Source organism: Chryseobacterium sp. SIMBA_028, assembly GCF_046535285.1.
Classification (GTDB): domain Bacteria; phylum Bacteroidota; class Bacteroidia; order Flavobacteriales; family Weeksellaceae; genus Chryseobacterium.
In genome coordinates this window covers 1-18,505 of the sequence record NZ_JAWRWZ010000013.1, presented here as the reverse complement: position 1 = coordinate 18,505, position 18,505 = coordinate 1, and the positions used below count along the sequence as shown (strand labels likewise).

Here is an 18,505-nt window from a genome sequence, read left to right as displayed (position 1 = left end):
AAATCGTGAGCCGATTAAAAACATTAATCGGCTCATATATTTTAGTATATTTGAGCCAAATAAATTATTTAATCAGCTCATGGAATATATTTGGCAATCAGAAGATTTCCCGAAATTCATATTTAATAAGCGAGAAATCATTCCGCTGATTCAACAGTTTGCGCACGATTTGGGCGAAATATCTGGAATTGTGATGGGCTTTTCTGAAGAAAATAAAGAAGATTTATTTGCTGAAATTATGCTTTCTGAAGCACTGAAAACATCAGAAATTGAAGGCGAATATTTTAGTCGGGAAGATGTGATGTCCTCACTGAAAGCCAATTTAGGTATAAAAGATTACCATCAAAACAACCGGAACAAAAAGGCAAATGCCATTGCACATTTGATGATAGAGGTTCAAAACAGCTATCACAAGGCAATTTCCGAAAAAATACTTTTGGACTGGCACCATATCCTGATGGAAAATGAAAAAGGAATTAATGCCGGACAATTTCGAACAGGAATAGAGCCTATGCAAGTGGTCTCCGGTAAATTTGGTGATTTCGTCATCCATTATGAAGCCCCACCTTCTGAGGATTTGCCACTGATGATACCGCAATTTTTGAAATGGTATAATGACTTTGAAATGAACGACATCGGGAAAATCGGAGAAGGTGTCGTGCTTTCGGCATTAGCGCATCTATATTTTGAGACGCTGCATCCTTTTGAAGATGGAAATGGGAGAATTGGACGTGCTTTAGCGGAAAAAGCTTTGTCCGAGAAACTTGAAACCCCTGTTTTTGTTAGTATTTCAAAATCTATTGAAAAGGATAAAAACCGTTACTACGAAGAATTAAAGCTGGCTCAGCGAAATCTTGAGGTAAACAGCTGGATGCTTTATTTTTGCTCAATATTGCAGGATGCTTTACTCGATTCTAAAAATCAAGCACTTTTTACTTTGAAGAAAACTTTGTTTTTCGATCAATTTAAAAACCAACTTAATGAAAGAGAATTGAAGGCTATTCAGAAAATGACAGAAATGGGAGAAAATTCTTTTGTTGGCGGAATGAATGCGAAAAAGTATATGTCTATCAACAAAATTTCTAAAGCTACTGCAACCAGAGATTTGCAACATCTTTCCGAAATTGGAGTTTTTCTAAAATCGGGTGGTGGCCGTTCCATTTCTTATCAGTTGAATTTGTAAATAATCAAATGTTATTTTCGGATGTTCGTTATTTCAATCAAAATAGATGTTTTTGTATGAAATAGCAATCATTCATATCATTAACTACAGATAAACCTTCTGAAGTTCAAACAACTGTTACAGCAAATGGGAAAAAATTATAAGCTCGCAAGAGAGCGAGTAAGACCACAAACTTACAGGTTTTTGAAGAACAGACATTAGATGTTCAACATTTCAGTGCTAAAGTTTTGGTGAAAAAAGAAACCCACGCCGTTGTATACACCAGAAAAAGTAGTTAGTTTCCAGCATTTAGTGAGTGTTCAAAACCTCACCCTACGGGTTTACAAGCACCCTCAATTTTTTAGCTATCCGATGATCAATTCGATACCGGCCTTTTCTGCTTTGTATTTTATTTTGGTCTGCAATTCATAGTAGCTCCAATTGCGAAGTACAAACTCCTGTTCTTTTGCAATCCCAATTTTGTCTTCCTGATCTTTTAGAATCAGTGTGCCCGCCTGTTGCCGGATGCAGAAATCAATGAGCATACGGCTATACATATGAAGATGATGACTGACAAAACGGTTTTCCAGATTCTCTGTTTTTTGCAGTGCCTTCTGTTTCCGTTTGGTTCCGTGTCCTGAACGAGAGTAAGCGACTCCGGCTCGAATCCTTTTATTACTGGCCTGGATCGCCAACCTGCGGTAGAGGAATTCCTCTTTCGAGCCAATATTCATTCGCACATTGTTGGCTTTTACCACAATTGGATGTTCTAATGATAAGGTAGCTTCAGCAATGATTTCGGGTTTTAAACCGTGGTCTTCCTTTTCAAATTCAAAGACTGCCAGCCAAAAGATTTTCCCATCTCTCAGTTGAACGTTTGAGTTGCATAGTTTGATCTCTTCTCTTAGAAGGCGCTCGAGCACTAAATGTTTATCAGAGAAATCTCTGCCTAAATAGGTCTTGACCGGAATCGCAAACATATTGAAGGTAAATGCTTTCTTCTCAGAATTATATTTCATTTTGCTGATGCACTTGACCGGAAGCGGAATAGGAATGTCTTTTTTAAAGTTTCCCAGTGATTGTGATCCCTGCCAGTAGTCGGCTTTGTTTTTAGAAAAGGTGGACTGGATTGTATTGTTCAGGCATCCCAGAATATCTGTGGGAATCTCTCCCTTGAACTTGTCAAAAACCAGGCGTGCCGTCGTGTTTGTTTTCGAACGGTCAAAGATTCCCATTTCATCCTTTTTTTCATCAGCTAACTTATATTGGATTTCTTCGGTGAGGTAAAAGAAATCCTTGATCATTTCCTGTACATAAAGATGTGAAACAATCAGATTAGCCGCCCGGAAGCAACGGTTCTGATACCGGTAGAGTTTTTCCCACATCTGGCTTTTATCATCGGATGGAACATCAATTAACAGTTGAATTTTCCGGGTCAGGGTTATCGTGGATTTTTCCATATCAAAGTGGTATTTCAGATCGGTTTTGATTTTGTAGATGCTGATAGGCGTAAATAAATTCCCGATGGACTTCCTTTTCAGGTAGTTTGAGTGCTTTTGCAATCACCGCAAAAGAAGATTTCTGTCCAAACCTTCTTTTGATGATCTCCAGCTGCTGACTGCTGAGTTGTTCTGACCGCTCTTCTTTATTGATAGGTTTTTCCTCCGGCTGCTCAAACGAGGTGACCTTAAGAATTTTCCGAAGCTCATCGATGGCTTTACTCACCTCCATACTGATGCCTGTCACGCTGCTTCCCATAGCCTCTGCAATGGGTTTGTATTGGAAGCCATATTCTAAACAAAGTTCTATCAGGTGTTTTCTTTTGGGGTTCAATACTGGTAAGACCTTTGTGACTTCGTCGAATTTGTTTTGGTCTGATTCCTGGCTATGTAAATACTCTTTATCTTTCAAAGGATCGTAGCCTGCAAGATACTCCTGATAATTATCAAAACTGTCAAGAGAGGCCATCAGGCGGGTAAATTTATTTCTTGGCGCAGTCACATATGCGATACAATCCCTTTTCATCACAAAGCGTAAAAAGCCAGTAATATGATCAGACGATTCAATGGTGTCGCGGTGTAGCCACAATTTTAGGAAGGTATCCTGAACAATAGTTTCCACTACGAAATCATCTTTCAACACCTGCAGTCCTACCCAGAAAAGAAGTCTTTTGTAACGCAAATGAATGTATTCCAGAGCGGTCGGATTGCCTTTTTTAAGCAGTTCGTATAACTGAAGATTGGTCAATTTGCGGGGCAAAGATTCTGTTGTTTTCATAAGCATTTATCTGAATTATTGCTGAAAGGAACTGCTTAGATCAGCAATGTGAATTTTACTATTTATTATATCTCCTAATTCATTAAACATAACGAGAAAAAAGCATGAAGCTCAACTTACCGCCTAGTAGTATTGGTATTCCAGGCAACGATAAAAGAGCCCTGTCGAGGTCGTCGTACATTTACTTTTCAACTCGTCGCTTTTTGAAAAGTGCGAGTTTTCCAGTCGAGAATTTGAGCAATATCTTCTATATTTCTTTGAACTATCGCTAAACCACACTTGTGTAAATTGTATTACAAATATAATAATATTTATTCATAACGCACTATAAGTCTCTATGAAAAACATAATTATTTATAAAATTTACTAAATGTATAAATGGAAGTCGGAAGAAATAAAAAATCAAATTGGAATTTTTTTTAAACTACATCGTTTAAGAAAAGGACTATCACAATTTCAAGTAGCGACTGAGATAGACCTTTCTAAAGATTATATTGGTAGAATAGAAAGAGGCAATACCAATCCATCAATTGAAATTGTTATTGCGATTTGTAATTTTTTAGAAATTGATTTACTTGATATGTTTTCTAAAATAAGTCAATCTCAAATTGATTCAATGATAAGCGAGACAAAAGTTCTGGAAGAAAAATTTAAAAATCAAAATAAAAGAAAATCCTGATGAAAATATATTTTTTCTTAAGAAGTCAAAACTTTATGAAATCGACGGTATGCACTTACAAAATTTCTATTAAATCATTATAGAGGTTTGATTAGCTTTGAAAATATATTAACAATTTTATAAACTTTAATATTATAAATATCGACGAAAGTCGATATTTTTTGTTATTTAGTAAAAATTATAAGATATATTGAAAAGGGTATTATCTTACAAATTCCTCTCTATGTTAAAGATGAGGCAGGATAAATTACTTTAACAATAAAAATTAATTTGGACAGATTAAGTTCATCGTTTATATGCCCATACATTTGAACTCATTGCAACATATTTTAAAGACAATTACGGAAAACCGTAATAATAATAAAGAAAACTAATTTAACTTGTAAAACGTAAATATTATAGATGAAATCAATACTAAGTAATCCTTACAGAATTACTGGAATACTCTCAAACGCTTCCACAAGAGAAATATTGAGCAGAAAAGGTAAAGTAACAGCTTATGCAAAAGTTGGTAAGGAAATAACTTCTGAATATGACTTTCCTTTTTTCAATTCGCTTAGCAGAACAAATAGCGTTATAGAGAAGGCTTTTTCTGATATAGAACAAAATCAGAACAAAGTTGCCCATTCTTTATTTTGGTTTACCAATTTGAACCCTGTTGACACAACTGCAATTCAACATCTAATTAATGGAAATAAAGAAAAAGCTATTGAGATTTGGAGCAAATTAACAGACGAAAAAGAAGTCACATCCAAAAACTTTTCAGCGTTCAACAATGTTGGGACTCTTTATATACTGGAAGATTCCAAGGAGAAATTAAAGAAAGGAATAACATCAAAAATAAAACTGATAGAATCGGAAAGTTTTAAAGATTTTGTGCATTCAGTTGCTGATGAAACTTTTTCTATAGATAGAAACAAACAAATTGAAATATTGATTGATGAATTACTAACTCAATTCAAAAATAAGTATTCAACTTCGGAAATTATAGAATTGTTCAGCAATTGCACAGGAACTACACAAAAATATCTTTCCAATAAGTTTACCGAAGATCCTATTCATAAAATTGAATCACAAATTGAAAAAACTCAAAGCCAACGTAAAAACAATAAAGGTAACGCCTATCATTTTGGGATTGATCTTCATAAAACGATTAAAAATGAACTGTCTCTCTTAAAATCCATTCTTGGAGCTGGCAATCTACAATACAAGATGCTTTCTGATAGTGTTGCTAATGAAATACTGCAATGCGGAATTGATTATTATAATGAAAGCGATAAGCAAAAAAGAACAGGCAATTACTTACAAGAAGCATTGAACCTGTTAAATACTGCAGAAATATTAGCTGTAAGTGTTGCAACCAAACAGAAAATTAAAGAAAATATTAGTACGCTTGAAGGGATGAAAGACAAAGAGCTTTCACAAGCGATAGATATTTTAAAATCTATAAAAGAAGTATTTCAAACAAACGAGGCAAAGATCACAAAGGATGTTTTACAAATGCCAATGGGATATAATCAATCTATAAATTGGACAAAAGTTAATCAGATGATTGCTAATTCTTTGGATTGGGATAAAGTTGTCGAATTAATAAAAGAAACAATACCGCTCCATAATGTTGAAAAAATTAAAAATTCAATTCAATACTCTAAAGTAACAGAGTATAAAGCTTTAGTTGATTTTTTAATCGATAAACTAAATTATAATCAGAAAAATCAAGTAAAGTATATTTGTTATTGGAAAACAATTATTACTTCAGCACCTTCTTCAAATAAACCAAAAAATACATATCAACCTGCAAACAGAACAAGTGACTCAAATGGCAATAATGGCTGTATTTATTGGATTATAGGAATTATACTTTTCATCATACTTTTAAGAGCTTGCAACTAAATAATTTTAACTATGAAAAAACTAATACTTATTCCCGTTCTTCTTAGCGCAATAATAATTTTTGCACAAAAACAAAAAACAGAACAACAAAAACAACAGCAAGAAATTGTTTCGTTAAACCAAAAACTAAATAGTCAACGAGTTTCAATCGTTCAGCAAAAAGCTGAAATAGCAAAACTTTCTCTAAAGAGCGAAAATCAGAACAAACAAATTGATAGTCTTAAAGCAGAAACAAATCAAAATATTGAAAATATTCAGAAGATTGCCAATGATTTAGGGACAAAAATTCAGCAAACAGAAACTTCAGCAAAAGATGGTATTTCCAAACTGGACAAGGATGTAAACCAAAACAAGCTGTATTGGATTATTGCCACTTTGGCAACCCTACTTTTTGGGGGTGTTATTTATTGGCTTTTAGGCAAACGTATTGCCAACAGCAAAACCGATGTAGAAACCCAAATCAAAAATACCAAAAAATCTTTGGAAGAAGAAAGCATCAAATTAGACAGTAAACTGGTTGAAATGTTGGACACTCAATTGAAATTAAAACAAGAAGAAAAACAAATGGTTTCTGCAAATTCCACTATTGAAATTGACCATTCTTTGGCTTTGAAAGTGGCTGATGAAATTGTACGTATTCATAAAAACCTGCAACAGATGGACGCAAATACAAAAGGCTTGAAGCAATTGTCAGCATCGGTAAAACGTATTCAAGACAACTTTGCATCTAATGGTTATGAACTGGTTGAAATGTTAGGCAAAGAATATAATGAAGGAATGAAAGTAATCGCCAATTTTATTCCCAGCGAAGAATTGGATAAAGGAAAACAAATTATTACAAGAATTATTAAACCTCAAGTGAATTTTAAAAACGAAATGATTCAATCTGCACAAATTGAAGTAAGTGTAGGAGAATAAAAAAATAAAACTATGGGAAGAACTAAAATAGATTACGGTATAGACTTAGGTACAACCAATTCCGCTATTTCAAGAATAGAAAATGGTGAGGCTACGATTAAAAAAACTGATACACTAAAGGACACGATGCCATCGTGTGTTTATATCAATAAAAAACAAGCTATTCAAGTTGGTGACAGTGCTTATAATGCCCTTAAAAGAGATAAATTAGGTGCTATGAAAACTTGGGATAACAGTGATTCCAATTCTTACATTGAGTTTAAAAGAACGATGGGCACAGATAAAAAATACATTAGTTCTAATTTTGGAAAAGACTTAAACTCGGAAGAACTTTCCGCAGAAGTTTTAAAAACCTTAAAGACATTTATCAAAGATGAAAATGTAAATGCGGTTGTAATTACCGTTCCCGCTGCATTTGGTAACAATCAAAAAGAAGCTACCAGAGAAGCTGCGAAGTTGGCTGGTTTTAATCATATAGAATTGTTGCAAGAACCAGTTGCCGCTGCAATGGCTTACGGTTTAGACAGCAAAAAGAAAGACGGCTTTTGGTTGGTTTTCGATTTTGGTGGGGGAACTTTCGATGCTGCTATCCTCAAAGTAGAAGATGGCATTATGAACGTAATCGATACGGAAGGAGATAATTATCTTGGAGGTAAAAATCTGGATTTGGCAATTGTAGACGAAATCATTTTACCTTACATCAAACAAAATTATGAGATTAGTTCCATTTTAGCAAACGATAACAAAAAACAAATTTTGCGTGATGCGATGAAGTTTTACGCTGAGGAGACTAAAATAAAATTATCCTTTAACGAGACGCATAATATTTTATCCGATTTGGGCGATATTCCGGGAGAAGATGATAATGGAGAAGAGTTTGAACTAGATATTACGGTTACCCAAAGTGATATGGAAAGAGCTTTAGATCCGATTTTCCAGAAAGCTATTGACATTTGTAAAAAACTTTTAGAACGTAAAAATTTAAAAGGTTCTTCTTTGGATTCACTGATTTTAGTTGGAGGCCCAACATTCTCGCCAGTTGTAAGAAAAATGCTCGAACAGCAAATCTGTAAGCCTGACACAAGTGTTGACCCAATGACAGTTGTATCTAAAGGTGCAGCTTTATACGCTTCAACTGTTGAAATTTCAGAGGCAATTAAAGAACAAACAAGAGATAAATCAAAAATTCAAATCGAAATCGGTCACGAAGCGTCAACTGTGGAATTGGAAGAGTTTGTTACATTAAAAGTTCTAACAGATAAAACCGAAGGAACAATTCCCGAAAAAGTTCTTGCTGAAATTACAAGAAGTGATAAGGCTTGGTCGAGCGGAAAAGTAGAAATCAATGAAATTGGAGAAGTAATTGAAACCAAATTAATAGAAGGCAAAACCAATAGTTTTGAAATCACCTTATTTGATGATAAAGGAAATATTTTAGAAAGTGAACCTAAAGAATTTACCGTAATTCAAGGTTCTAAAATTGGTAGTGCAACGTTGGCTTATAATTTTGGAATTGAAATTAAGAAAAGAGAATCTGGAAAAATTGTTTTTGAAACTTTAAAGAATCTGGAAAAAAACAAGTCGATTCCAGCAATTGGAACTAGAAATGGATTAAGAACTCAGAAACAAATCCGCCCAGGAATGGAATCTGATTTTATTAAAATTCCAATTTATGAAGGAGAACACGAAGCAGAAGGAACAAGAGCAATTTATAATAATCACGTTACTGACATCATTATAAGCGGAGCAGAATTGCCTGCATTACTACCCGAAAATAGCGATGTAGATTTGACTGTAAATGTAGATAGGTCAGAACAAATTACGGTAACAGCGTATATACCTTATTTAGATTTCTCATACGAAGCTACAGTTGAGAGAAGTATTCAGTCTATTGATACCAGTTGGCTTTCTAATGAAATCCGTAAAGCAAAAGGAAGCATCGAAGAACTGAAAGAAGAAGGAATTCAAGAAGATAAAGTTCAAAAAGCAGAAACTGAAATTGCCGAACTAGAAAAGAAATTTGAAAACAACAAAAACGATGTTGACAGCAAACAAGAAGTTCTTACAAACCTAAGAAAAGCGCTTAAAGTAGTTGATGAACTAGCCGATGGAACAGAATGGCCAAAATTAGAAGAAGAGCTAAAAGAAGAGTTTTATAGATTAGAGAAAGCTAATCAAGATTTTGGAAATGAAGGCTCAACACAAGTCGTAAATCAATTACGAAGCCAGTTGGAAGAAGTTTTGAAAACGCAGGATATTAAAGTTGGTAAACATTTATTATCTGAAATAAGTTCTTTATTTGTACAGCTTACTTTGGTTTATCAACTTATTAATTTCATCAGACAACACAATCAGAATTTTGGTTCTTACCATTGGAAAGACAGTAACCGAGCAAGACAATTGCTAAATGAAGGTTTGCAGCAAATCGGGGAAAATCCAACTACAAAGGATTTACATCCTATTGTTATTGATTTAATCAATTTATTGCCAAACGATGAAAAACCAAGTGGAGATGATTCTGTTTTGGTTGGATAAAATTGTAAATTATGAAAAAACTATTACTTCCATTTTTTGTTCTTATTCTTCTAATTTCTTGCGAATCAGAAAAGGAAAGAAAACAACGCCTTGCTCTTGAGGAACAACTACGAATTGAATTTGAGCAAAAACAAAAAGAAGATGAAAAAGCTGAGACGATTCGTTTGGAAAATGTTCGTCTTGAGCAAGAAAAACATAACGAAGCAGAAAGAATAGAAAGAGAAGCTCAACTTGAAAAAGAAAGAAAAGAACAGGAGGTTTATGATCGATATATTTCCAATTCTTTACACACGGGTTCAACTCCTTACTCTAAATACTACGGAAGTAACTCATCTTGTAATGATTATGGTTGTTCACAAATAAAAGTGCGTACTAGTAATTCTGATGTGTTAGTTACTATTAAGAAAAATGACAAAGTAGTTAGACACGCTTTTATACAAGCTGGTGATGCATATACTTTTTCTTTCCCTAATGGAATATATCAGGCCTTTTTCTATTACGGAAAAGGCTGGAATCCTGAAAAAGAAATGAAAGGAGGGGAAATAAAAGGTGGATTTATCTCAGAGGAACATTTCGGAAAAGATGATCCTCAGAGTCTAGCTAATAATGAGTTGGTTTATGAATTGATTTTGCAACCAAACGGTAATTTCAGTACAAGACCAAGCAATCCTGACGAAGCACTTTAGCTATGGATAAAATTATTAAAATAGTTTTATCCGTTCTTTTATTTACCTGTCTGCTAGATATGCCCTATGGCTATTTCCAATTGGTGAGATTTGCTGCATTGATTGGATTTGGATTACTATCTTATAAAGCTAATCAACAAAGTAGACAAACAGAAGTGTTTATCTATGGAGCATTAGCATTGTTATTTCAACCTTTTTTCAAAATTGCTTTAGGCAGAGAACTATGGAATATCGTTGATGTGATTGTTGGAGTTGGATTATTAATGAGTTTATTCGAAAAACGAAAAGATGAGTAAATCTATATTATCAAAAGGTCAAATCATTGACGATAAATATTCGGTTAGTTTCTTTCTTAAAAAAGGAAGCTATGCCGAAACTTATCGGGTACAAAATGAAGCTAAAGAAACCAAGTTTCTAAAACTTTTTGACTTCGCAAAATTGCATCGGACACAGTTTATTGAGGACGGAGAAATTTTAGAAATTGAAATTTTAAAGCAAATCAAACATTCCAATTTGGTTAAGTACAACGACAGTGGAAATATCGTAATTGAAAACCAAAAATTCGCTTATGTAGTATTAGACTTTGTAAGCGGAGAAACTCTGGCAGATAGAATGAAACGTGAAAACACGTTGAGTTTATACGAAGCAAAAAGTATTATTTTGAGTGTTTTAAATGGTTTGAATTATCTACACAACAAACAAATTATTCACAACGACATTACCAACCAAAATATAATGTTGGATTTATCAGGCAAAGTTACCATTCCAAAAATTATAGATTTTGGATATGCTCGTTTTTTGCAACAGTCCAACAAAGAATTTTTAAAAGACGGTTTGAATTTGTTTTATACAGCTAATGAAACTTTTAATAAAGTCTTTTCTGCTCAGAGCGATATTTATTCGGTTGGAGCTTTGTATTATCATTTATTGACAGGTTTGCCACCCTATTTTATTGAAATTTCAAAATACAAATCCGATAAAATACAATTAGAAGAAGTCATTTTAGACGAAAGAAAAAAGTCTCTAAAGTTTTCTGATAAGATAGACGAGCAAACACAAAATATAATCCGAAAAGCATTACAGCCAAAAGCGGAAAACCGTTTTAAATCTGTAAAAGAATTCATTCAAACTTTGAACGGAGAACTGGAAGTTGAACTTTCAATTCAAGAAGAAAAAGTTGCTAAAATTCAACCCAAAGAAAATAAAAAAGGAAAAGGTTTTTCAGCCATTGCAGGAATGCAAGAGCTGAAAAACACCATTCAGTTAGATGTTATTGATGCGTTAAATCAAAAAGAACGGTATGCAGAATATGGACTAACAATTCCAAATGGAATGCTATTGTATGGTCCGCCAGGTTGCGGTAAGACATTTTTTGCGGAGAAAATGGCCGAAGAAATCGGCTTTAATTTTTATCAGATAAAACCTTCAGACATTCAAAGTAAATTTGTCAACGCATCACAGGAAAATATTAAAAACCTGTTTGACGAAGCAAAACAAAATGCACCAAGTATAATTTTTATTGATGAATTAGATGCTTTGGTTCCAAGTCGAGATACATCAAACATAAGTCATATGAATACTAGTGCAGTCAATGAATTTTTAGCACAGATGAATAATTGTGGAGATGACGGAATTTTTATTATAGGTGCTACAAATAGACCAAATGCCATAGACCCAGCAATTTTACGTTCAGGACGATTAGATAAACATATTTATTTGCCACCACCAGATTTTGAAGCTCGAAAATTGATGTTTGAATTTTATTTAAAAAAACGTCCAACAGAAATCGGATTAAATTACGATGATTTATCCAAAGCAACCCAAAACTATGTTTCAAGTGACATTAAATTTTTATGCGACGAGGCTTCAAGAAAAGCATTGAAAGACAATTTAAGAATTACAAAATCGATAGTTTTGGAAACGGTAAAAAATAATAAGCCATCAGTTTCTTTGCAGGAATTGAATAATTATTTAGTAATTAAGGCTAAAATGGAAGGAGAACTCACCAATAATTCCAGTCCAAGAATTGGTTTTAGATCATAATTAACATTAAGAAACTATGCAAAATGAAGCAATAAATTATTCTGAAATTAGCTTTAAAGTAGAGAATCTGAAAAACTAAAATATTAAAACGATGATTTTTAATCTTGAAGAAAGTGAATTATATAAAAATTTAATCCTTGCTGAAAAATTGCTACTTAAATCTCCCAAGATTAAGTTTGAAAGAACTTTATCTTGGAGAACACAATATTTTAAAAGTGTTTCTGGCATATATGTCCTCTTTGAAGCGAATAATAATATAATATATATTGGAGAGACAGGCAATTTGTATAAAAGAATGTCTGATATTACCAGAACAGTCAATCATACTTTTAGAAAGCAAATTGGTAATCTAAAGTTTGGAGGAAATAAATCGAGAAATAAATATGACTTAGAAATAGAAGCAATGTTGGATAAATATTTCGATGAAGAATTATTTATTACTTACATAGAAGTCAATTTTGGAAGATTAGAAATAGAGACATATTTAATTGATAAATATCAAAATCAAATTATTAACTCCACAAAAAAAAGAAAATTTTTATTTAATTATGATTTAATTGCTGACATTGAGAAGCAAATTATAAGTTAATTATGATATATAATTGATTTTAAGCAAAGTTGAGATGATTTAAGATTGAAATGTGTACCGTACATTTTGTATTTTAAGGAAAACCGTAAAAGGATTAGTTATTAATGATTTAACTTTATCCTTTTAACAAAAGTTTAAAAAAGCTTTATGAACACGAAAACATTTAATATTTTAGTACATTAAAAATTAATAATAAACATCATTACTTTTTTTGAATTCAGTAAATTAATATGACTAATGACCATTCAAAGTGAACAAGCCCTCGAAAACGGACTCATACAAACTCTAATTGATAATAGTTATGAGTATGTACAACTAAAGGAAGAAGAAAACCTCTATGCTAATTTCAAAAAGCAATTAGAAAAGCATAACAAAAAACGATTGGCAGAAATTGGAAAATCATCTTTTACAGATAAGGAATTTGAAAAAATCCGTATTCATCTGGAAGGAGGTTCTAGATTTGAAAAAGCAAAAAAACTTCGTGATTTATATCCTTTGGAAACCGAAGACGGACAACGTGTATGGATTGAATTTCTGAATAAAAATAAATGGTGTAAAAACGAATTTCAGGTTTCTAACCAGATAACAACAGAGGGAAGAAAAAAGTGCAGATATGATGTTACCATCCTTATTAACGGTATTCCGTTGGTTCAGATTGAGCTGAAGAGAAGAGGGACAGAGCTCAAGGAAGCGTATAATCAAGTTCAGCGCTATCATAAAACTTCCTTTGAGGGCTTGTTTGATTATATTCAGTTATTCGTTATTTCCAATGGTGTAAATACAAGATATTTTGCTAATAATCCAAATGGCGGATTCAAATATACTTTCAATTGGACGGATATGCTGAATAATCCGTTCAATGACCTAAGCTTATTTGCTAATTTTTTCCTTGAAAAGTGTAGTTTAGGAAAAATGATTAGCAAATATATTGTTTTGCATGAGGGAGACCGTTCATTGATGGTTTTACGTCCATACCAATATTATGCTGTAGAGAAAATATTGGACAGAATTGAAAATACGAGCAAAAATGGCTATATCTGGCATACAACCGGAGCGGGTAAAACTTTAACCTCATTCAAAACGGCACAATTGGCAGCTGAGATTGATGGCGTAGACAAAGTGATTTTTGTAGTAGACAGGCGTGATTTGGATACCCAAACGCAAAGCGAATATGATGCTTTTGAAAAGGGAGCCGTTGATAGTACGGATAATACCTATGAGTTGATTAAGCGCTTGGGAGGAAATTCAAAAATTATCATTACTACCATTCAAAAACTGAACAATGCTGTGACTAAAGACCGTTACAATAAACATTTGCAGAAAGTAAGGGAACAAAAAGTCGTTATGATTTTTGATGAGTGCCATCGAAGCCAGTTTGGAGAATCTCATCGTAACATCAGAAATTTTTTTACAAATCTACAGGTATTTGGATTTACAGGAACTCCTATTTTTGCGGAAAATTCTAATGACCATACTACTGCTGAAATATTTGAAGACTGCCTACATAAATATCTTATAAAAGACGCAATTGCAGATGAGAATGTTCTTGGTTTTCTAGTTGAATATTACAAGGGAAAAGATGAACTAACGGGAGATTATATGAAGGATTCCAGAATGAATGAAATCGCAAAATTCATTTTGAATAACTTCAACAAATCAACATATGATGGAGAATTCAATGCTTTATTTGCAACTCAATCCGTTCCAGCATTATTGAAATATTACAAAATATTCAAATCACTGAATCCGACCATTAAAATCGGAGCCGTATTTACATACGCAGCCAATGATAATCAGGATGACGAAAAAACAGGAATGAATCAAGGCTTTGCTAATGAAAAGGTAAATGCAGATGAATTGCAAAGCATTATGAATGATTACAACCAATTGTTTGACACTTCTTTTTCAGTTGAAAATTTCGGAGCTTATTATGATGACGTCAATTTTAGAATGAAGAAGAAAAAAGAAGATATGGAACCGGTTGATTTGCTTTTGGTGGTCAATATGTTTTTAACAGGCTTCGATGCAAAAAAACTGAATACATTATATGTAGATAAAAATATGGAATATCACGGGTTGGTACAAGCATTCAGCAGAACCAACCGGATTCTGAACGAAAAAAAGAGATTTGGTAAAATAGTCTGCTTTCGTGACCTGAAGTCAAATGTTGATGCAGCTATTAAATTATTCAGTAATAACCAACCGAACGAATTTATTATCAGGAAACCTTATGTAGAAGTAAAAGAAGAATTCTCACAATTATTGGAGGATTTCAAAGAAAAATATCCTGAAGTCCAATTTATAGACACTTTGAAAAGCGAATATGACAAACGTGATTTTGTACTTTCATTTCGTGAGATTATTAAAAAACGAGCAGAAATCCAGATATATGAAGACTTTGATACATCCGAAGAGTCTTTCCCGATGACTGAGCAGGAATTTATGGATTTCCGAAGTAAGTATATGGATATTGCTACAGGCGTTATTGCTCCTTCTACCGAGCCTTCTGGAGTTGGCGAAGATCCAGCTCCTTACGGAAATGACCCGCAAGGATTAGAAGATATTGATTTTTGCTTGGAATTACTACATAGTGATATCATCAATGTGGCATATATATTAACATTGATAGCTGGTCTTAATCCTAATAACAGTGATTATAAAAAAGAACGCCAGCAAATTTTGGATACAATGGTCAATGATTCGCAGATGCGTAACAAAGCGGTTTTGATTGACGATTTTATTAAAGAAAATATTGATAATAATAAAGACGGTTTTGAAAAATCGAAAGCAGATGGTTCTATTGACCTGGAAAGCAGGTTGAACGAATTTATCCGAAAAAAAAGAGATTCAGCTATTCAGAAGTTAGCAAATGAGGAAGATATTGACCCAACCGCATTATCGGCATATATTATCGAATATGATTACTTGCAACGTGAAAAGCCGGAAATAATACAGGAGGCTGTAAAACAAAAAAAAGTAGGTCTTAGAGAGCGTCGCAGTATAATGGAAAGAGTCTCTCAGAAATTAAGAAATATTATTGAAGTCTTTAGCTGGGACTAAACCAAAATACCTATATGGCTATATTAAAAATTGGGAATGAACTAAAAATTGTAAAAGAGTTCCCATTCAGATTTGAAAAAGAAATCCAAACTTTGGTAGAAAGAAATCTACAGACATTGTTACATTTAGATTTTATTTGTTCTGAGTTTTTTCTGAATAATTTTCGCATAGATACATTGGCTTTTGATAGAGAGACAAATTCTTTTACAATTATAGAATATAAACGAGATAAAAATTTCAGTGTAATAGACCAAGGATATGCTTATTTATCATTAATGCTTAATAATAAGGCAGATTTTATTTTGGAATTTAACGAGAAACAAAAGCATACACTTAAAAGAACTGATGTTGACTGGAGCCAATCCAAAGTGATATTTATTTCTCCCCAATTTACAAATTATCAGAGAGAAGCAATCAATTTTAAAGATTTACCTATCGAATTATGGGAAATTAAAAGATTTGAGAACGATACCCTATCTTTTGAGCAGATACAGAAAATATCTGCAAAAGAAAGTATTAAAACAATATCTAAAAAAGATGAAACCGTTGAAGCTGTAAACAAAGAAATAAAAGTTTTTACAGAACAAGACCTTCTGCAAAAAACAAGTTCCGAAACTCTAGAACTGTATGATGAAATCAAACGAAGGTTGATTTCATTGGGGGATGATGTTACATTCCAGGCAAAAAAACAGACCGTTGGATTTAAAGTCAATAATAATATTTTTTGTGATCTTGTTTTGCAGGGCAAAGGAATCAAAATCTATGTAAATCTTAAAAGCGGAGACTTGCAAGACCAAAAAAAAGTAGCCAGAGATGTCTCTAATGTCGGGCATTGGGGAAATGGCTCTTATGAGATAAAAGTTTCTGATTTGGATGATATAGATTATATCACCAGTCTTTTGAAACAATCTTTTAGAAAAAATAAATAAAAAATAATAGTTGTTATTACAACTTAAATAAACCGTAAAATGAGCGAAGAATTACAGGAAAAACTCCGAAATCAACTATGGATGGTTGCAAATGCCTTGAGAGGAAATATGTCACCCAGTGATTTTATGTATTTTTCATTAGGATTTATCTTTTATAAATACCTATCAGAGAAAATAGAAATGCACGTGAATGATGAGCTGTCTTATGATGGTTTAACATTCCAACAAGCGTGGAATGGTAAAGATGAAAATTTAAAAGAAGACGTCAAACAAACCTGTATAGAAAATTTAGGATATTTTATTCAGCCTGAAAATCTTTATTCATCTATAATTGACCTGATAAATAAGAAAGAAAATATCCTGCCTGCATTAGAACGTTCTATGAAACGTATCGAAGACAGTACAATAGGTCAGGAAAGTGAAGATGATTTTGGAGGATTATTTTCCGATATAGATTTAGCATCGCCTAAATTAGGAAGAACTGCAGACGATAAAAACAGATTAGTAAGTGAAGTGCTTATTGCTTTAAATGGAATTGACTTCGGACTGAAAGAGGCTGACGATATTGATATTTTGGGAGATGCATACGAATATATGATTTCTCAGTTTGCGGCTGGAGCAGGTAAAAAAGCGGGGGAATTTTACACGCCTCAAGAAGTAAGTGAGATTCTAGCGGAAGTTGTTACCACGGACAGGACACGATTAAAAGATGTGTTTGACCCGACTTGTGGAAGTGGTTCCTTACTACTTAGAACAGCAAAGAATGGTAAGGCAGATGCTATTTACGGACAGGAGAAAAATCCAACGACTTTTAATTTATGCCGAATGAATATGCTATTACACGGTGTAAAATATAAAGATTTTGATATCCGAAATGGAGATACCTTAGAGGCAGACGAATTTGGTGACCGACAGTTCGATGCTATCGTTGCAAATCCTCCATTTTCTGCTATATGGAGTGCTGCTGCTAAATTTAATAACGATGACAGATTTAGTCCTGCAGGAGTTTTAGCTCCAAAATCCAAAGCAGACTTTGCGTTTATCCAACATATGTTATATCATCTGAATGAGCAGGGAACGATGGCTTGCGTGGCTCCTCACGGTGTCTTGTTCAGAGGAAGTTCCGAAGGTAAAATACGGCAATTCCTGATTGATAAGAAGAATTATATTGATGCTATTATCGGACTCCCTGCAAATATTTTTTACGGAACCAGCATTCCCACTTGTATTATTGTGGCAAAAAAATGCCGAAAAGAAGACGACAGTATTTTATTCATTGATGCCAGCAAAGATTTTGATAAGGTGAAAAACCAAAACAAGCTTCGTAAAGAACATATTGAAAAAATTATTGAAACATATCGTACTCGTGCAGAGATTGCTAAATATAGCCATAATGCTACACTTCAGGAAATTGAAGAAAATGATTACAATCTAAATATTCCAAGATATGTCGATAGTTTTGAGGCTCAGGAAGAAATAGACATCCAAACAGTGATGCAGGAAATCAAGTCTTTGGAGGCCAAGCGTTCTGAATTGGACAAAGAAATTGAGGGCTACTTTAAGGAACTAGGACTTATTTTTTAATTTTTTAATCCTTAATGTTTTTACTAACGAAATTTGAATTATCAAGATGACAAATAAAAAATCAAAAGTAAGCAATGTTCCCAATTTGAGATTTCCGGGGTTTGATGGGGAGTGGGAGATTAAGAAGTTGGGGGAAGTTATGGACTTCAA

Annotated in this window: 14 protein-coding genes; 12 read left to right on the top strand and 2 right to left on the bottom strand. The window is 33.3% G+C overall.

What is annotated here, in order from left to right:
- The first annotated feature begins 79 nt into the window (after positions 1–79).
- On the top strand, positions 80–1,183 hold the full coding sequence (locus SCA31_RS17330) for a Fic family protein (RefSeq protein ID WP_410698226.1): 1,104 nt from the start codon (positions 80–82) through the stop codon (positions 1,181–1,183).
- Between the two features lie 344 nt (positions 1,184–1,527).
- On the opposite strand, the gene SCA31_RS17325 is transcribed toward SCA31_RS17330, so the two are convergent.
- Together SCA31_RS17325 and SCA31_RS17320 are read right to left on the bottom strand one after the other, a co-directional pair.
- Positions 1,528–2,622 (bottom strand): hypothetical protein, encoded by a 1,095-nt coding sequence (locus tag SCA31_RS17325; RefSeq protein WP_410698225.1) that lies wholly within the window; start codon positions 2,620–2,622, stop codon positions 1,528–1,530.
- A 1-nt stretch (position 2,623) separates the two neighbouring features.
- Positions 2,624–3,439: an RNA polymerase sigma factor gene (locus SCA31_RS17320; RefSeq protein WP_410698224.1), complete on the bottom strand. Its 816-nt coding sequence runs from the start codon at positions 3,437–3,439 to the stop codon at positions 2,624–2,626.
- 370 nt (positions 3,440–3,809) lie between these two features.
- Between SCA31_RS17320 and SCA31_RS17315 the strand changes: the two genes are divergently transcribed.
- From SCA31_RS17315 to SCA31_RS17265, 11 genes are all read left to right on the top strand, one after another.
- On the top strand, positions 3,810–4,118 hold the full coding sequence (locus SCA31_RS17315; protein ID WP_410698223.1) for a helix-turn-helix domain-containing protein: 309 nt from the start codon (positions 3,810–3,812) through the stop codon (positions 4,116–4,118).
- A gap of 402 nt (positions 4,119–4,520) precedes the next feature.
- Positions 4,521–6,011 carry a hypothetical protein gene (locus SCA31_RS17310; protein ID WP_410698222.1) on the top strand — a complete coding sequence of 497 codons (1,491 nt, stop codon included), beginning with the start codon at positions 4,521–4,523 and terminating at the stop codon, positions 6,009–6,011.
- Positions 6,012–6,023: 12 nt separating this feature from the next.
- Entirely contained in the window at positions 6,024–6,929 is a 906-nt protein-coding gene (locus SCA31_RS17305) for a hypothetical protein (protein ID WP_410698221.1), read from the top strand.
- Between the two features lie 12 nt (positions 6,930–6,941).
- Positions 6,942–9,464, top strand: coding sequence for an Hsp70 family protein (locus tag SCA31_RS17300; protein WP_410698220.1), 2,523 nt, complete (start codon positions 6,942–6,944; stop codon positions 9,462–9,464).
- 11 nt (positions 9,465–9,475) lie between these two features.
- Positions 9,476–10,150 (top strand): hypothetical protein, encoded by a 675-nt coding sequence (locus SCA31_RS17295; protein ID WP_410698219.1) that lies wholly within the window; start codon positions 9,476–9,478, stop codon positions 10,148–10,150.
- Between the two features lie 2 nt (positions 10,151–10,152).
- On the top strand, positions 10,153–10,446 hold the full coding sequence (locus SCA31_RS17290; RefSeq protein ID WP_410698218.1) for a DUF6804 family protein: 294 nt from the start codon (positions 10,153–10,155) through the stop codon (positions 10,444–10,446).
- On the top strand, positions 10,439–12,193 hold the full coding sequence (locus tag SCA31_RS17285; RefSeq protein ID WP_410698217.1) for a protein kinase domain-containing protein: 1,755 nt from the start codon (positions 10,439–10,441) through the stop codon (positions 12,191–12,193). Before SCA31_RS17290 ends, SCA31_RS17285 begins: the two co-directional genes overlap by 8 nt.
- Positions 12,194–12,284: 91 nt before the next feature.
- Positions 12,285–12,782, top strand: coding sequence for a GIY-YIG nuclease family protein (locus SCA31_RS17280; protein WP_410698216.1), 498 nt, complete (start codon positions 12,285–12,287; stop codon positions 12,780–12,782).
- Between the two features lie 237 nt (positions 12,783–13,019).
- Positions 13,020–15,842 carry a type I restriction endonuclease subunit R gene (locus SCA31_RS17275; RefSeq protein WP_410698215.1) on the top strand — a complete coding sequence of 941 codons (2,823 nt, stop codon included), beginning with the start codon at positions 13,020–13,022 and terminating at the stop codon, positions 15,840–15,842.
- Between the two features lie 14 nt (positions 15,843–15,856).
- On the top strand, positions 15,857–16,771 hold the full coding sequence (locus tag SCA31_RS17270; protein ID WP_410698214.1) for a DUF5655 domain-containing protein: 915 nt from the start codon (positions 15,857–15,859) through the stop codon (positions 16,769–16,771).
- A 39-nt stretch (positions 16,772–16,810) separates the two neighbouring features.
- Positions 16,811–18,355: a type I restriction-modification system subunit M gene (locus SCA31_RS17265; protein WP_410698213.1), complete on the top strand. Its 1,545-nt coding sequence runs from the start codon at positions 16,811–16,813 to the stop codon at positions 18,353–18,355.
- Positions 18,356–18,505: the final 150 nt, after the last annotated feature.

Coding starts and splice junctions, on each gene's coding strand:
- SCA31_RS17325 (WP_410698225.1), bottom strand. CDS start 2,622: ATGGAAAAATCCACGATAACCCTGACCCGGAAAATTCAACTGTTAATT.
- SCA31_RS17300 (WP_410698220.1), top strand. CDS start 6,942: ATGGGAAGAACTAAAATAGATTACGGTATAGACTTAGGTACAACCAAT.
- SCA31_RS17305 (WP_410698221.1), top strand. CDS start 6,024: ATGAAAAAACTAATACTTATTCCCGTTCTTCTTAGCGCAATAATAATT.
- SCA31_RS17295 (WP_410698219.1), top strand. CDS start 9,476: ATGAAAAAACTATTACTTCCATTTTTTGTTCTTATTCTTCTAATTTCT.
- SCA31_RS17320 (WP_410698224.1), bottom strand. CDS start 3,439: ATGAAAACAACAGAATCTTTGCCCCGCAAATTGACCAATCTTCAGTTA.
- SCA31_RS17330 (WP_410698226.1), top strand. CDS start 80: ATGGAATATATTTGGCAATCAGAAGATTTCCCGAAATTCATATTTAAT.
- SCA31_RS17270 (WP_410698214.1), top strand. CDS start 15,857: ATGGCTATATTAAAAATTGGGAATGAACTAAAAATTGTAAAAGAGTTC.
- SCA31_RS17285 (WP_410698217.1), top strand. CDS start 10,439: ATGAGTAAATCTATATTATCAAAAGGTCAAATCATTGACGATAAATAT.
- SCA31_RS17315 (WP_410698223.1), top strand. CDS start 3,810: ATGTATAAATGGAAGTCGGAAGAAATAAAAAATCAAATTGGAATTTTT.
- SCA31_RS17310 (WP_410698222.1), top strand. CDS start 4,521: ATGAAATCAATACTAAGTAATCCTTACAGAATTACTGGAATACTCTCA.
- SCA31_RS17280 (WP_410698216.1), top strand. CDS start 12,285: ATGATTTTTAATCTTGAAGAAAGTGAATTATATAAAAATTTAATCCTT.
- SCA31_RS17290 (WP_410698218.1), top strand. CDS start 10,153: ATGGATAAAATTATTAAAATAGTTTTATCCGTTCTTTTATTTACCTGT.
- SCA31_RS17265 (WP_410698213.1), top strand. CDS start 16,811: ATGAGCGAAGAATTACAGGAAAAACTCCGAAATCAACTATGGATGGTT.
- SCA31_RS17275 (WP_410698215.1), top strand. CDS start 13,020: ATGACCATTCAAAGTGAACAAGCCCTCGAAAACGGACTCATACAAACT.